The sequence below is a fragment of the Pseudomonas sp. B8(2017) genome (assembly GCF_002113575.1).
Lineage (GTDB): Bacteria > Pseudomonadota > Gammaproteobacteria > Pseudomonadales > Pseudomonadaceae > Aquipseudomonas > Aquipseudomonas putida_Z.
Genome location: NZ_NEIO01000001.1, coordinates 481,098 through 495,613 on the forward strand (window position 1 = coordinate 481,098; position 14,516 = coordinate 495,613).

At 64.2% G+C, this 14,516-nt stretch carries 13 protein-coding genes; 7 read left to right on the forward strand and 6 right to left on the reverse strand.

Annotated elements, in window-relative coordinates:
- Positions 1–107: 107 nt before the first annotated feature.
- Entirely contained in the window at positions 108–1,343 is a 1,236-nt protein-coding gene (locus CAG22_RS02240) for a sodium:proton antiporter (protein ID WP_085587823.1), read from the reverse strand.
- Positions 1,344–1,634: 291 nt separating this feature from the next.
- On the opposite strand from CAG22_RS02240, the gene CAG22_RS02245 reads away from it, so the two are divergent.
- Positions 1,635–2,468 carry an EamA family transporter gene (locus CAG22_RS02245; RefSeq protein WP_063911985.1) on the forward strand — a complete coding sequence of 278 codons (834 nt, stop codon included), beginning with the start codon at positions 1,635–1,637 and terminating at the stop codon, positions 2,466–2,468.
- A gap of 28 nt (positions 2,469–2,496) precedes the next feature.
- A complete protein-coding gene (locus CAG22_RS02250) occupies positions 2,497–2,883 on the forward strand; it encodes an MAPEG family protein (RefSeq protein WP_025340889.1) in 387 nt (128 codons plus the stop codon).
- 126 nt (positions 2,884–3,009) lie between these two features.
- On the opposite strand, the gene CAG22_RS02255 is transcribed toward CAG22_RS02250, so the two are convergent.
- A complete protein-coding gene (locus CAG22_RS02255) occupies positions 3,010–4,161 on the reverse strand; it encodes a murein transglycosylase A (RefSeq protein WP_085587827.1) in 1,152 nt (383 codons plus the stop codon).
- 118 nt (positions 4,162–4,279) lie between these two features.
- Here CAG22_RS02255 and CAG22_RS02260 point away from each other — a divergent pair, with 118 nt between their 5' ends.
- Complete coding sequence (locus CAG22_RS02260; protein ID WP_085704227.1) at positions 4,280–4,726, forward strand: cytochrome c; 447 nt, start codon at positions 4,280–4,282, stop codon at positions 4,724–4,726.
- Between the two features lie 135 nt (positions 4,727–4,861).
- On the opposite strand, the gene CAG22_RS02265 is transcribed toward CAG22_RS02260, so the two are convergent.
- From CAG22_RS02265 to CAG22_RS02280, 4 genes are all read right to left on the reverse strand, one after another.
- Positions 4,862–5,254: a DUF1090 domain-containing protein gene (locus CAG22_RS02265; RefSeq protein ID WP_085587832.1), complete on the reverse strand. Its 393-nt coding sequence runs from the start codon at positions 5,252–5,254 to the stop codon at positions 4,862–4,864.
- Positions 5,255–5,386: 132 nt separating this feature from the next.
- A complete protein-coding gene (gene ligB / locus CAG22_RS02270; RefSeq protein ID WP_085704230.1) occupies positions 5,387–7,087 on the reverse strand; it encodes an NAD-dependent DNA ligase LigB in 1,701 nt (566 codons plus the stop codon).
- Positions 7,088–7,232: 145 nt separating this feature from the next.
- On the reverse strand, positions 7,233–8,423 hold the full coding sequence (gene metK / locus CAG22_RS02275) for a methionine adenosyltransferase (RefSeq protein WP_015272060.1): 1,191 nt from the start codon (positions 8,421–8,423) through the stop codon (positions 7,233–7,235).
- Between the two features lie 18 nt (positions 8,424–8,441).
- A complete protein-coding gene (locus CAG22_RS02280) occupies positions 8,442–9,434 on the reverse strand; it encodes a metalloregulator ArsR/SmtB family transcription factor (RefSeq protein ID WP_025340884.1) in 993 nt (330 codons plus the stop codon).
- 345 nt (positions 9,435–9,779) lie between these two features.
- Here CAG22_RS02280 and tkt point away from each other — a divergent pair, with 345 nt between their 5' ends.
- The 4 genes from tkt (at position 9,780) to CAG22_RS02300 (ending at position 14,446) form a co-directional block, all read left to right on the forward strand.
- Entirely contained in the window at positions 9,780–11,777 is a 1,998-nt protein-coding gene (gene tkt / locus CAG22_RS02285; RefSeq protein ID WP_085587838.1) for a transketolase, read from the forward strand.
- Positions 11,778–11,957: 180 nt separating this feature from the next.
- Positions 11,958–13,019: an erythrose-4-phosphate dehydrogenase gene (gene epd / locus CAG22_RS02290; RefSeq protein WP_013974502.1), complete on the forward strand. Its 1,062-nt coding sequence runs from the start codon at positions 11,958–11,960 to the stop codon at positions 13,017–13,019.
- Positions 13,020–13,031: 12 nt separating this feature from the next.
- Positions 13,032–14,195, forward strand: a complete 1,164-nt coding sequence (locus CAG22_RS02295; RefSeq protein ID WP_085691394.1) for a phosphoglycerate kinase — start codon at positions 13,032–13,034, stop codon at positions 14,193–14,195.
- On the forward strand, positions 14,195–14,446 hold the full coding sequence (locus tag CAG22_RS02300; protein WP_025340881.1) for a hypothetical protein: 252 nt from the start codon (positions 14,195–14,197) through the stop codon (positions 14,444–14,446). Before CAG22_RS02295 ends, CAG22_RS02300 begins: the two co-directional genes overlap by 1 nt.
- Positions 14,447–14,516: the final 70 nt, after the last annotated feature.

The window sequence follows — 14,516 nt, forward strand, 5'->3', positions numbered from 1 at the left end:
GGCTGCTTTGCAGCCCATCGCGACACAAGGCCGCTCCTACAGGGGAATGCAATCTCCTGTAGGAGCGGCCTTGTGTCGCGATGGGTCGCAAAGCGGCCCCTGCATTCTCAAGGCTGGACGCTGACCTTGCGCACCACCCGCCCGATGCTCAACCCCTGCACCAGGATCGACGACAGCACCACGATGTAGGTGATCGACAGCAGCAGGTCACGTTCCTCGCCCAGTGGCAGCGACAGTGCCAGGGCAACCGACACCCCACCGCGCAGGCCACCCCAGGTCAGCACCCGTACCGTGCCCTTGGGCACCGGGCGCCAGCGGCGCAGCAGCACGATCGCCGGGGCCACGGTCAGCAGCCGCGACAGCAGCACCGCCAGCGCCAGCACGCTGCCGGCCGCCAGGTGCATCCAGTTGAATGGCAGCAGCAACAGTTCCAGGCCGATCAACGCGAACAGCAGCGCGTTGAGCATGTCGTCGATCAGTTCCCAGAAGCCGTCCATGTAGCGACGGGTCATGTCGTTCATGGCCAGGTTGCGCCCCAGGTTGCCGATGATCAGCCCGGCCACCACCATGGCGATCGGCGCCGAAACGTGCAGTTCGTAGCACATCGCCGAGCCGCCGATGACCAACGCCAGGGTCAGCATCACTTCCACCTGATATTGCTCGACGCTCTTGATCATGCGGTAGGTGGCGTAGCCGATCAGGCCGCCGAACACCACGCCGCCGATGGCCTCGCGGGCGAACAGGATCGCGGTGTCGGTCATGCTCGGCGTCTCGCCCAGCTGGATGATGCCCAGCAACACGGTGAACACCACCACCGCAGTGCCGTCGTTGAACAGCGACTCGCCGACGATAGTGGTTTTCAGCGGTTTGGAGGCATTGGCGGTACGTAGCGCGCCCAGCACGGCAATCGGGTCCGTGGGCGAGATCAGCGCGCCGAACAGCAGACAGTAGATCAGCGGCACCTGCCAGCCGAACAGGGCGAACACCCAGTGCGACAGGTAGCCGATGACCACGGTGGCAATCAGTACGCCGACGGTGGCCAGCAGGCCGATGGGCCAGCGGTAGCTGCGCAGGTCGGAGAGGTTGACGTGCAAGGCGCCGGCGAACAGCAGGAACGCCAGCATCCAGTGCATCAGCAGGTCGTTGAAGTCGATCTGGTTCATCAGCCCTTCGACGCGCGCTTCCAGGCCAGGGAAGCCGATCAGGCTCAAGCCCTGCAGCATCAGGGAAAACAGCAGCGCCGTGACCATCACGCCGATGGCAGGGGGCAGGCCGATGAAACGGTAATTTACATAGGTGAGGAGGGTGGTAAGGCAGATAAACGCGGCAACTAGTTCAAGCATCCCGAATCCTGTAACAGTGGCTTCCAAGTCGTAACCCGAATGGCTCGGGCAGTTCTTTGATGACCTGGCGCGGGGTTCGGGACACAGGGTTTGACCGGATTCGTTTGAAACGTTCCCATCCAAGGGGCTGCTACGCAGCCCAATCGCCGGCAAGCCAGCTCCCACATGTACTGCATCAACCTTGAAAGCGACGCGGTCGAGGTGGGAGCTGGCTTGCCGGCGATTGGGCCGCACAGCGGCCCCCGAACGCTATATAGTCCCAGCCATAAAAAGCCATGAGGACAACAAGGCGTGTTGGCAACATCCCTGGTACTGATCGCTGCCCTGCTGCATGCGACCTGGAATACCCTGATCAAATTCAGCGGCGAGCGCCTGCTGGTGATCGCCAGCATGGATACGGTGGCGTTGGCCTTCGCGGTGCTGGCGGTGCCCTTCGTCGAGGTACCGCCGGCCAACATCTGGCCCTGGCTGCTGGCGTCGGCGCTGGCCGAGCAGCTGTACCGCTTCCTGTTGATCCAGGCCTACCGCGTGGGCGACCTGGGGCTGGTCTATCCTCTGATGCGCGGGCTGTCGCCGCTGGTGGTGCTGGGGCTGACCCTGGCTTTTGCCGGCGAATCGCTGAGCCAGCAACAGATAATCGGCATCCTGCTGATCCCCTGTGGCATGGCCTGCCTGTTGTGGCAGGGTGGTGGCGGTGACCGGCTGCCCTGGTCGATGCTGCCGGTGGTTGCCCTGATCGGCCTGTGCATTGGTTGCTACACCTGGTTCGACGGCCAGGCCGTGCGCCTGTGGGGCAAACCCTGGGATTACCTGGTGTGGCTGACCTTGCTCAGTGCCTGGCCGTTCCCGTTGCTGGCCAGCGTCGCGCGGCGTGCGCCGTTCGTGTTGTTCTGGCGCCTGCAGTGGCGCCTGGGGCTGGCAGTGGGGCTGTGTGTATTGCTCAGTTACGCGCTGGTGCTGTGGGCCATGCACCTGGGGTCGGTGGCCGAAGCGGCGGCGTTGAGGGAGTTGAGCGTGATCCTGGTGGTGCTGCTGGGCATGCGCTACCTGAAAGAACCTTTTGGCGGACCGAGACTCCTAGCTTGCGGGCTGGTGTTGGCCGGCATGCTGGTAATGAAGCTTTGACCCGAAGACTGAACAAGGAGTCCTGTCCATGACTGTTGCCCTGTGGTGCATCCTGATCGCGCTGTTCTTGCCACCACTGTGTGCGTTGATCGCCAAAGTCGGTAGTGGCCGCTTCCGCTTGCGCGACAACCACGACCCGCGCGCCTTCCTGGATACCCTGTCCGGGTTGCCGCGGCGCGCGCATGCTGCCCAGCAGAACAGTTTCGAGGCCTTCCCGGCATTTGCCGCGGCGGTGCTGGTGGCGGATATCGTCGGCAATGCCGAGCAGGTGACCCAGGATGTGCTGGGGGTGATGTACATCACCAGCCGGCTGCTCTACATCATCTGTTACCTGGCCGACTGGGCCATGCTGCGATCGCTGGTGTGGTTTGCCGGGATGGCGATGATCGTGGCCTTCTTCGTGGTTTCCATCTGAGACCGCGTCGCCTTCTTCGCGGGCTTGCACGCTCTCACAGGTACATCACAGCCCTTGAATCCTGTGGTGTACCTGTGGGAGCGGCGGTGCGGCGGTCCGACGAGCCCGCGAAGAATCCACCGCCGATCAAGGCACTTTCGGCACCTCAGGCAGCGGCTTGCCCTTGGGCCACAGCATCCAGATCTGCCCCTGTTGCTTCATGTTCCCGGCCAGTTCTCCGGCTTGCGGCCCGGTGCCCCAGAACAGGTCCGCGCGCACCTCGCCGGTAATTGCCCCACCGGTATCCTGAGCCCCCACCGGGCGTACCACCGGCGTACCGTCCGGGCGAGTGGTGGATAGCCACAGCAAGCTGCCCAGCGGAATCACCTTGCGGTCGATGGCCACGCTGTAGCCAGCGGTCAGCGGCACGTTCAGCGAACCCCGCGGCCCTTCGTTGCTGTCCGGGCGGGTGCTGAAGAACACGTAGCTGGGGTTGCTGGCGAGCAGTTCCGGCACCCGCTGCGGGTTGGCCTGGGCCCAGGCATGAATGGCGCCCATGCTCACCTCTTCCTTTTTCAACTGGCCCTGTTCCACCAGCCAGCGCCCGATCGGTCGGTAGGGGTGGCCGTTCTGGTCGGCGTAACCCAGGCGCAGTTGGCGGCCATCTTCCAGTTGTACCCGGCCGGAACCTTGGATCTGCAGGAACTGCAGGTCCATCGGGTCGGTCAGCCAGGCCAGCACCGGTGCCTTGACGCCGTCACGGTTGATCACCTCGGCGGTGTCGTAAGGCTTTAGCACCCGGCCATCGAGGCGACCGCGCAGGCGCTTGCCCTTGAGTTCGGGGTACACGCTGGCCAGGTCGACCACGATCATGTCGTCGGGGATGCCGTAGACCGCCACGTGGTTGGTTGCCGATTGGCTCAGGCTGCCAGGGTAGACCGGTTCGTAGTAACCGGTGATCAGGCCGTTGGCATTGTTTTCGGCCGAACGCAGGCCGTATACCTGCAGGTTCTGTTGCAGGAAGGCGCGCACCTGCAAGGCATTGTCGGGCACGCTGGTGGCTGCTTCGCAGGTGCTGGCCCAGACGGTGTCGCGCTTGAGCTTTTCACAGCCGTTGCGCCAGGCCTGGAAGCCCGCCACCAGGTCGCTGTCGCTGACGGCAGGCAGGTCCTGCCAGGTGGCATTGGCGTAGGTGGCGATGGCATGGGGCTCAGGTTTGGCGCTTTCGCCACCGTTGCAGCCGGCCAGCAGGGCCAGCGCCGGGAGTGTCCAGGCCAGATGGCGCAGGGCAGATTTCATGAGTACGTTCCTGTCATGGGTGAACACGGATATTCGCCCCTGTTTTTATGTGGCTATTGGTCTTTGGCCGCTGGGCAGCGATACTGGCCGCCCATTTGCGTAGGCCGAAGTGACCGTGATGTTGAAGCGATTGACCGTTGTTCTGCTGGCAGCACTGGCCCTGGGTGGTTGTGATCGGGTTGACCCGAACTCCCCGCTGGGCAAGCGCAAGGTGATCTTCAAGGACATGCTCAAGACCAGCGAAGACCTGGGCGGCATGTTGCGTGGGCGGTTGCCGTTCGACGGGGTGAAGTTTGCCGACGGTGCGCTGAAGCTGGACAACCTTTCGCACCAGCCCTGGCAGCACTTCCCACAGGCGCGTGATGGTGGCGACAGTAGCGCGCGTGCCGAGGTATGGGAGCGTCAGGCACGCTTTCATGACCTGGCCCGGCAGCTGGAAGGCGTCACTGGCGAACTGGTCGATGTCACCCGCAGCCAGCCGCTGGACGCTGCTCAGCTGAAGGTGCCGATGGACAAGGTCGAAGCGGCTTGCAAGGCCTGTCATTCCGAGTTTCATAATCATTGATGGCCTGTTGCGGCCTCATCGCCGGCAAGCCAGCTCCCACAGGTATCACGCTGCCCTTGAGTGCAATGCAGTACCTGTGGGAGCCGGCTTGCCGGCGATGAGGCCAGTAAAGGCAACGCAGTATTCGAATCTCTGTCAGCGATCCAGATCTTCCACCGCTTCCTGCAGTTCCTTGCGCGACTCTGCCAGCTTGTCCTTGCGCTTGTTGATCTTCTCCGAATCGCCTTTCTTCTCGGCTTTCTTCAAGTCCTTTTCCCGCTGCGCCACTTCGTGACGGGCGTCGAGCACCTTCTGCTCACGTTCCTTGCGCAGGCCGGCATCGGTGCAGTTGTCGACCCCTCGCAGTGCCTCTTCAAGCCCCGCGGCCTGATCGTTGTTGCCGTGGTCACGGGCAATCTTCAACTGGTTCTCGATGGCGCTACGCTTGGCGGCGCAACCGGTCAGGCCGGCATCCGGCTGGGCGGCTGGTACGGCGCCAGCGGCCAGGCCCAGTGTCGCGAGCAGGAAAAGGGTCGAAATACGTTTCATGAAAAGCCTCCTTGACGGGGCGGGGCAGCAAAAGTTGGGGGAAATCCTGCCTTGGTTTTGCCCATTTAGAAACCCTTGTTGGGGTTTTCCGGCTTAATCTCGGGATTTTCCTACGGGTAAATTGGTAAATAATCATTGCTCGATGCTTTGCCTGTCGATCCGGAATCCGTCGATCCCTGCCTTGGCCAGCTGCGTTGCAATGGCTTGAACCTCGGTGGTCGCAAAAAATCCTGCAAGCTGTTGACCGCGCTTTTCGCCGATACCGGGCATGGCTTGCCATTCAAGGTTTGTGCGGGCAGCAAGCTCCAGCCAGTCGCCTGTCACCTGCATGCCGGTGGGGGTGGGCGCACCCAGCCCGCGCAGCCATTGGGCAAAGGGCCGTGAGCGGGCTTGGTCGAAACTGCCCAGCAACTGCGCAGCCGTTGCGTCACTGATACCGGCTACCTGGCCCAGGCGCTCGGCATCCAGATGCAGCCAGTCGGTCATCGAGGTCACCAGCCCGGCAGCCACCAGTCGGCGCCAGGTGCCGGGGCCGGTGCGCGGCAGGGCCAGCCCCTGCTTGCCGCTGAGCCAGGTGAGGCGGGCAATGAACTGGTCCTCGCAGCCTTCGCTGGCCTGCCAGCAACTGTGGGCATGATGTTGGCCGGGCGCTGGTGCGGTTACCGGTTGGCGCTCGGCGGCGCGGTGCACCACTTGCTCCAGGCGCGGGATGGTCAGCCCGGCAAGGCTGACGGCCACCTGGTCACCGGGGCGGATGTCGAGCTTGAGCCAGCGTGCCAGCGAGCCCAGGCTCACCTGGGTGATTCGCCGGTCGTCCAGGGTAACCGGCAGCACGTGCAACACTGGCGTGACCCTGCCTGTGCGGCCAACGCGGAAGCGTACTTCGCGCACTTCGGCCAGGGCCTGCGTGTACGGGTGCTTCCACGCCGCGATCCAGTAGGGTGCCTTGGCCTGCCAGCGCTCGGCCGGCGGCCGGACGCCTTGGCGCAACACCACGCCATCGGTGGCGAAGGGCAGGGGTGAGCGGTACCAGTACTCACGCCAGTGCGCGGCATCGTCCGCTGTTGCTATGGCGACGCTGTAATCCTGGCTGTGCGCAAAGCCCAGTTCCGCCAGCTTCGCGAGGCGTTCGGCCTGCTGCTCGGGGCCTTGCGGCCAGTCCCACACGAACAGGCCGATGCGCTCGCCTTGCTCACGGCCCAGCTGCTTGCGAGCCAGCAGCCCGGCTACCGTCCCTCGGGCGTTGGCGCTGCCTGCCTGGGCTTGCACATGCGCATCCAGGCGCAGGTAAAGTTCGCCCTGCAGTTGCAGGTCGATGGCCTGGGGCAGCTGCCGGTCGATTGCGTCGAGCAGGGGGATGTGGCGGCTCCAGTCGTGCCCCTGCACGCCGTCCCCCCGGCTGATCAACTGCACCAGCCGGCCCTGTCGGTAGATGAGGGATACCGCTACGCCATCGACCTTGGGCTGTACCCACACATCGGCCTTGCCGGCCAGCCAGCGTTCTACAGCCAGGCGGTCGGCCAGCTTGTCGACGCCGGTATGTGGCACCGGATGCGGGATTGGCCCGCCAGCGCTGGCCAGCGGGGACGGGGTGGTCGCGATGCCAAAGCATTGCTGCAGGTGCGCCAGGCGCTGGCGGCTCTGGTCATAGAGTTCATCGGGTACGAGCGCAATGCCCTGGCGATGGTAGTGGTCGTCCCAGTGGGCGAGCGTGGCACGCAGTTGGGCCACTTCAGTTTCAACTTGTCGCGGGTTCCAGTTGGCGCATTGGCCGGCCCAAATCAGTGGGGCCTGGAGTGCGAGCAGTACGGCGAACAACAGCATAAGCGGCATGGCCAGCATCCTTGCATGGCGGGTGGGAGCCCTCAGCCTAGGCAGGTAGCGTGAGGGTCGCCATGCAGCGTTTGTCAGCCCATATGTCACAAAAAAGCCCCTGCCGATTGCTCGGCAGGGGCTTTCGTCCAGCGCCGTAGGAAACTTACAGGCCGGCAGCGTCACGCAGCGACTGGGCGCGGTCGGTGCGCTCCCAGGTGAAGGTGGTGAAGGTGTCGTCGCCGACCGTCTTCTGCTGCGGGGTGCGGCCGAAGTGGCCGTAGGCAGCGGTTTCCTGGTACATCGGGTGCAGCAGGTCGAGCATGGTGGTGATGGCGTAAGGACGCAGGTCGAAGCACTCGCGCACCAGCTGGATGATCTTGTCGTCGGAGACCTTGCCGGTACCGAAGGTGTTGATTGAGATGGAGGTCGGCTGGGCCACGCCGATGGCGTAAGACACCTGGATCTCGCAACGCTCGGCCAGGCCGGCGGCGACGATGTTCTTGGCCACGTAGCGGCCGGCGTAGGCGGCGGAACGGTCGACCTTGGACGGGTCCTTGCCGGAGAACGCGCCACCACCATGGCGGGCCATGCCGCCGTAGGAGTCGACGATGATCTTGCGCCCGGTCAGGCCGCAGTCACCCACCGGGCCACCGATGATGAAGTTGCCGGTCGGGTTGATGTGGTACTGGGTGCCCTTGTGCAGCAGTTCGGCAGGCAGGGTGTGCTTGACGATCAGCTCCATCACGGCTTCCTGCAGGTCTTTCTGCGAAACCTCAGGGTTGTGCTGGGTCGACAGCACCACGGCGTCGATGCCGACCACCTTGCCATTTTCGTAACGGCAGGTGACCTGCGACTTGGCGTCCGGGCGCAGCCATGGCAGCAGTTTCGATTTGCGCGCTTCGGCCTGGCGCTCGACCAGACGGTGCGAGAAGCAGATCGGTGCCGGCATCAGCACGTCGGTTTCGTTGCTGGCGTAGCCGAACATCAGGCCCTGGTCACCGGCGCCCTGGTCTTCCGGGCGGGAGCGGTCGACGCCCTGGGCGATGTCCACCGACTGCTTGCCGATGATGTTCATCACGGCGCAGGTGGCGCCGTCGAAACCGACGTCGGAGCTGTTGTAGCCGATGTCGATGATGACCTTGCGCACCAGCTCTTCCAGGTCGACCCAGGCGGAGGTGGTGACTTCGCCGGCGATGATGGCGACACCGGTCTTGACCAGGGTTTCGCAGGCTACGCGGGCGTATTTGTCCTGGGCGATGATGGCATCAAGGACGGCGTCCGAAATCTGGTCGGCGATCTTGTCCGGATGCCCTTCGGACACGGACTCGGAGGTGAAAAGGGAGTATTCGCTCATCTCGAAGGTTCCTGAAATTTACCGATGTTGTATGTCGCCAGCCGTCCGCTGGAAATGGCGGACCTGAATCTGGAAACCGTTACGCAAGCCCACGTACAGGCTGTCCCCGGGGGCCAGCCCGGCGGCGTTGGCCCAACGGGCCAGGTCGTCCTGTTCGAAGCCAAGCCACAGGTCGCCGCAGGCTTCGCGCGCCCACCCCTGGTCATGGCTGCACAGTTCGGTTACCAGCAGGCTGCCGCCTGCCTTCACCCGTTTGGCCAGCTGGCGCAAGGCCAGGGCCGGGTCGCTGAAATGGTGCAGCACCATGTTCAGCACAACGCAGTCGGCGGCCACATCCGTTGCACCCAGTGCATCGGCCAACTGCAGGTTCACGTTGTCGAGCCCTTCGCGCTGGCACACCTGGCGCGCCAGTTCGAGCATGGTCGGGCTGTTGTCCAGGGCGGTGACCTGGGCGAAGCGCCGGGCCAGGTCAGGCAGGAAGCCACCGTCACCGGGGCCGACCTCCAGGGCGCTGGCGGCCGGGTCGAAATTCAGTTTGTCGAGCAGCGCCAGCAGGCTTTCGCGGTACTGCGGCAGGCCGGCGATCAGGTCTTGCTGGGCGCGGAATTTCTCTTCCACGCGCAGGAAGAAGTCCTGGCTGGTGGCTGCGCGGCGTTGCTGTACCTGGGCGATGCGCGCCTGCACGTCAGGCGGAAGGGCCAGGTCGTCCACTTCTTCGAGCAGCGCCGCGTGCAGCCGACCGCCCAGGCGCAGGCTGTCGGGCAGGGCGCGGCGGTAGAAGATGGCATTGCCCTCGCGGCGGGTCGCCACCAGCTCGGCCTGGGCCAGTACCTTCAGGTGGTGGCTCATGCCCGACTGGCCCACGTCGAAGATCTGCGCCAGCTCCAGCACACCGAACGAGTCGTTGGCCAGGGCGCGCAATACGTTCAGGCGCAACTCGTCGCCACTGGCTTTGCACAGGGCAGCCAATGCTTCGCGTTGCTCGGGGATCGATTGCGCACGGAGGTTCATGGTGCGGCAGTCTAGACAGGCATCGTTGCCCTAGCAAGGCCAATATCAAAAAGTTTTGATATTGGCTGATGGGCGGAGTGCGGGGTTGCCATTGCTGGCTTCTTCGCGGGCTCGCCCGCTCCCACAGGTTCGGCACAGCTCCCAAGCCCCGTGATGAATCTGTGGGAGCGGGCGAGCCCGCGAAGAAGCCAGCACCGTTCCCCGGATTTTTACCCGAAATCAGTGCCAATCAGAGGAAAATCCCCCGACTGCGACCATACGTCATTGCCCCAAGCCCCCCCAGTGGGCGAAAATGGCCGCCTTTTTTCGTGACACCACCTATTCAAGCCCCCCAGGAGATCAGCGATGCCCAGCCGTCGTGAACGTGCCAACGCCATTCGTGCCCTCAGCATGGATGCCGTGCAAAAGGCCAACAGCGGCCACCCAGGTGCCCCCATGGGCATGGCGGATATCGCCGAAGTGCTTTGGCGCGACTATCTGAAGCACAACCCGAGCAACCCGAGTTTCGCCGACCGTGACCGCTTCGTGCTGTCCAACGGCCACGGTTCGATGCTGATCTACTCGCTGCTGCACCTGACCGGCTACGACGTCACCATCGATGACATCAAAGGCTTCCGCCAGCTGCACAGCCGCACCCCGGGCCACCCGGAATACGGCTACACCCCAGGCGTCGAGACCACCACCGGCCCGCTCGGCCAGGGTATCGCCAACGCCGTGGGCTTCGCCCTGGCCGAAAAAGTGCTCGCTGCCCAGTTCAACCGTGACGGCCACAACATCGTCGACCACAACACCTACGTGTTTCTCGGCGACGGCTGCATGATGGAAGGTATCTCCCACGAAGTCGCTTCGCTGGCCGGCACCCTGGGCCTGAACAAGCTGATCGCCTTCTATGACGACAACGGCATTTCCATCGACGGCGAAGTGCACGGCTGGTTCACCGACAACACCCCGGCGCGCTTCGAAGCGTACAACTGGCAGGTGATCCGTAACGTCGACGGCCATGACGCCGACGAGATCAAGACCGCTATCGAGACCGCTCGCAAGAGCGATCGCCCGACCCTGATCTGCTGCAAGACCATCATCGGTTTCGGCTCGCCGAACAAGCAGGGCAAGGAAGACTGCCACGGCGCACCGCTGGGCAACGACGAAATCGCCCTGGCCCGCAAGGAACTGAACTGGAACCACGGCCCGTTCGAAATCCCGGCCGAGATCTACGCCGAGTGGGACGCCAAGGCTGCCGGTGCCAAGGCCGAAGCCGACTGGAACCAGCGCTTCGACGCCTACGCCAAGGCCTACCCGGAGCTGGCTGCCGAGTTCAAGCGCCGTGACAGCGGCGAACTGCCGGCCGACTTCAGCGAGAAGGCCCAGGCCTACATCAACGAAGTGGCCGCCAAGGGCGAAACCATCGCCAGCCGCAAGGCCAGCCAGAACGCCCTGAACGCCTTCGGCCCGCTGCTGCCAGAGTTCCTCGGCGGTTCGGCCGACCTGGCCGGTTCCAACCTGACCCTGTGGAAGGGCTGCAAGGGTGTAGAAGCCAACGACGCCAGCGGCAACTACGTGTTCTACGGCGTGCGTGAGTTCGGCATGACCGCCATCATGAACGGCGTTGCCCTGCACGGTGGCCTGGTGCCTTACGGCGCGACCTTCCTGATGTTCATGGAGTACGCCCGCAACGCAGTGCGCATGTCGGCACTGATGAAGCAGCGCGTGATCCACGTCTACACCCACGACTCCATCGGCCTGGGCGAAGACGGCCCGACTCACCAGCCGATCGAGCAACTGACCAGCCTGCGCAGCACGCCGAACCTGGACACCTGGCGCCCAGCCGACGCGGTGGAATCCGCCGTGTCCTGGAAAAACGCCCTGGAGCGCAAGGACGGCCCTTCGGCGCTGATTTTCTCGCGCCAGAACCTGCAGCACCAGGACCGCAACGCCCAGCAGATCGCCGACATCAGCCGCGGCGGCTACGTGCTCAAGGACTGCGCCGGCGAGCCTGAGCTGATCCTGATCGCCACCGGTTCCGAAGTGGGCCTGGCTGTTCAGGCGCACGCCAAGCTGACCGAACAAGGCCGCAAGGTGCGCGTGGTTTCCATGCCGTGCACCAGCGTGTTCGATGCCCAGGACGCTGCCTACAAGCAGTCCGTGCTGCCGCTGGAAGTGGGTGCGCGTATCGCCATCGAAGCCGCTCACGCCGACTTCTGGTACAAGTACGTCGGCCTGGAAGGTCGTATCATCGGCATGACCACTTACGGTGAGTCGGCGCCGGCTTCGGCACTGTTCGAAGAGTTCGGTTTCACCCTGGAGAACATCCTCGGTACTGCCGAAGAGCTGCTGGAAGACTGATGTATCAATGGAGGGCAGTGACGCCCTCCAGGTCGTGCAAGGGGGAGGGCTTCGCCCTCCATCGCGACACAAGGCCGCTCCTACAGGGTACTGCGCATGCAGCTCCTTGTAGGAGCGGCCTTGTGTCGCGATGGGCCGCAACGCGGCCCCAACAGCCATCATGCGTTAGCGAGCCAACGAATGCCCCACCTGCGTCCCTACAAAGTTGCACTCAACGGTTATGGCCGTATCGGCCGCTGTGTCCTGCGCGCGCTGTTCGAGCGGGGGGCAAAGGCCGGTTTCGAGATCGTCGCGCTGAACGACCTGGCCGACCAGGCCAGCCTGGAATACCTGACACGCTTCGACTCCACCCACGGGCGTTTCCCCGGTGAGGTGAAGGTCGATGGCGACTGTCTGCATATCAATGGCGACTGCGTGAAGGTGATGCGCAGTGCCACCCCCGAAGGCATCGACTGGGCCGCCCTGGATATCGACCTGGTGCTGGAGTGCTCCGGCGCCTATCACACCCGCGCCGATGGCCAGCGTTTCCTCGACGCCGGCGCGCCGCGGGTGCTGTTCTCGCAGCCGATGGCCAGCGAGGCCGACGTCGATGCCACGGTGGTCTACGGCGTCAACCAGGCCTGCCTGACCGGCAACGAGCGCCTGGTGTCCAACGCATCGTGCACCACCAACTGCGGCGTGCCGCTGCTGCGCGTGCTGGACCAGGCATTCGGCATCGAGTACGTGCAGATCACCACCATCCACTCGGCGATGAACGACCAGCCGGTGATCGACGCCTACCACCACGAAGACCTGCGCCGCACGCGCTCGGCCTTCCAGTCGGTGATCCCGGTGTCCACTGGTCTGGCGCGTGGCATCGAGCGCCTGCTTCCGGAACTTGCCGGGCGAATCCAGGCCAAAGCGGTACGCGTACCTACCGTCAACGTCTCGTGCCTGGACATCACCCTGCAGACCGCCCGCGATACCAGCGCGGCCGAAGTCAACCGGGTGCTGCGCGAGGCGGCGCTGGAAGGCCCGCTGAAAGGCTTGCTGGCCTACACCGAGTTGCCCCACGCCAGCTGTGATTTCAACCATGACCCGCATTCGGCGATCGTCGATGCCAGCCAGACCCGTGTTTCCGGCCCTCGCCTGGTGAACCTGCTGGCCTGGTTCGACAACGAATGGGGGTTCGCCAACCGTATGCTCGACGTTGCCGAACACTATCTGCACGTCGTCCACCCAACCCGCAACAAACAGCCCTGAAGGACTGCATTCATGACCGTGTTGAAGATGACCGACCTCGACCTGCAAGGTAAGCGCGTATTGATCCGCGAAGACCTCAACGTGCCTGTGAAGGACGGTGTGGTAGCCAGCGACGCGCGTATCCTGGCAGCGCTGCCGACCATCAAGCTGGCCCTGGAGAAGGGCGCGGCGGTAATGGTCTGCTCGCACCTGGGCCGCCCGACCGAGGGCGAGTTCTCTGACGAGAACAGCCTCAAGCCGGTCGCCGACTACCTGAGCAAGGCCCTGGGCCGCGACGTACCGCTGGTTGCCGACTACCTGGATGGTGTCGAGGTCAAGGCTGGTGACCTGGTACTGTTCGAGAACGTGCGCTTCAACAAGGGCGAGAAGAAGAACGCCGACGAGCTGGCGCAGAAATACGCCGCCCTGTGCGACGTGTTCGTAATGGACGCTTTCGGTACTGCCCACCGTGCCGAAGGTTCGACCCATGGCGTTGCCAAGTTCGCCAAGGTCGCTGCTGCCGGCCCGCTGCTGGCAGCCGAGCTGGACGCCCTGGGCAAGGCCCTGAAGGCCCCGGCCAAACCGATGGCAGCCATCGTTGCCGGCTCCAAGGTCTCCACCAAGCTGGACGTGCTGAACAGCCTGAGCTCGGTCTGCGACCAGCTGATCGTCGGTGGCGGCATCGCCAACACCTTCCTGGCCGCAGCCGGCCACCCGGTGGGCAAGTCGCTGTACGAGCCTGACCTGGTCGACACCGCCAAGGCCATCGCCGCCAAGGTCAGCGTGCCTCTGCCGGTCGACGTGGTGGTTGCCAAGGAGTTCGCCGAGAGCGCCGAAGCCACCGTCAAGGCCATTGCCGACGTTGCCGCTGACGACATGATCCTGGACATCGGCCCGCAAACCGCAGCCAATTTCGCCGAGTTGCTGAAGTCGTCGAAGACCATCCTGTGGAACGGCCCGGTCGGCGTGTTCGAATTCGACCAGTTCGGCAACGGCACCAAGGTGCTGGCCAAGGCCATCGCCGACAGCGCTGCGTTCTCCATCGCCGGTGGCGGTGACACCCTGGCAGCCATCGACAAATATGGCGTTGGCGCCGATATCTCCTACATTTCTACCGGTGGTGGCGCCTTCCTCGAGTTCGTCGAGGGCAAGGTCCTGCCGGCCGTGGCAATCCTGGAAGAGCGGGCCAAGGCCTGATGACGTCGGCGCTTGGCAAAGGGAGCGGCCTGATGGTCAAGCAATTGCCTGTGATGATGCTGGCTGGCCTGCTGAGCGCATGCGCCGGCAGCCCGGCCTCGGATGCCGACCCGGCGCAGCCGCCCAAGGGCGGTTGCTACCAGTCCGAGTGGCAGGCCGAGACCGTGCCGGTCATCAGCAAGCGCGTGGGCCCGGAAGGCCTGGAAAAGTACGACGAAGACCACCAGCGCAAGGCGCCGGGTTGCCCTTGATCGGGTAACAGGCAACCTGAAGGCTGATTTGTGGTCTTGAGGTAGGGGCCGCTGTGCGGCCCTTCGCGGG